We start from the raw sequence: 983 nt of genomic DNA on the forward strand, positions 1-983 counted from the left end.
CCATTATTAAATAAAAAAGGAAATTTGTAATGAAAAAAATTGGATTAATCGGCTGCGGTCGAATTAGTTTTAAACATATTGAAGCGTTTGTAAATAACGCCGATAAACTAACATTAACGGCGATATGCGATCTTGTTTTATCACGAGCGCAAGAAAAAGAAAACGAATATAAAAAAAGTTTTCCTAACGCTAAGCTTTCTCTTTTTACAGATTACAGGGAAATGCTCGTTAAACAAAAACCAGATATTGTAACAATAGCCGCGGAATCTGGCAAGCATTGCCAAATCGCGTTAGATTGCCTAAATGCGGGTTGCCATGTTATCTGTGAAAAACCGATGGCATTGTCAACAAAAGACGCTGAATTAATGATTTTAACCGCCAAAAGAAAAAATCTTAAACTTGCGGTTTGTTTTCAAAACAGGTTTAACGCTCCAGTGCAAAAACTCCGCACCGCCGTTGAAGCGGGGCGTTTTGGAAAAGTTCTTCATGGCAGTATTCAAATCCGTTGGAACCGCAATGAAGCCTATTATGCCGAAGCGCCATGGCGCGGCACATGGGAACAAGACGGCGGCACGTTGATGAACCAGTGCACTCATGGCATTGATCTTCTTCAGTGGATGATGGGCGAAAACGCCGTTCGCGTGCAGGCGCAGACACGAAGATTTATTCGTCCTATCGAAGCGGAAGATTTTGGCGCCGCAATAATTGAGTTTAAAAACGGCGCTGTTGGAATAATCGAAGGAAGCGCGGATATTTATCCCAAAAATATAAATGAAACGCTTTCCGTCTTTGGCGAAAAAGGTTCGGTTGTAATTGGAGGACTTGCAGTTAATAAATTGGAAACATGGCGTTTTGCTGACGCTGAGAAAATCGGAGACATAGAAGAAAAAGTTTTAAATCCAAACGAAAAAGATCCTCCCACCGTTTATGGGTTCGGGCACTCCGCCCTGTTTAAAGATTTTATTGAAGCTATTGAAAATGAC

Annotated in this window: 1 protein-coding gene; it reads left to right on the forward strand. The window is 41.1% G+C overall.

The window, feature by feature from the left end:
* Window positions 1-29 precede the first annotated feature (29 nt).
* Window positions 30-983 (forward strand): Gfo/Idh/MocA family protein (locus ACYVRH_RS13340; protein ID WP_461257383.1); only part of this gene is annotated, 954 nt, incomplete at its 3' end.

The organism is Treponema sp. R80B11-R83G3 (genome assembly GCF_054786115.1).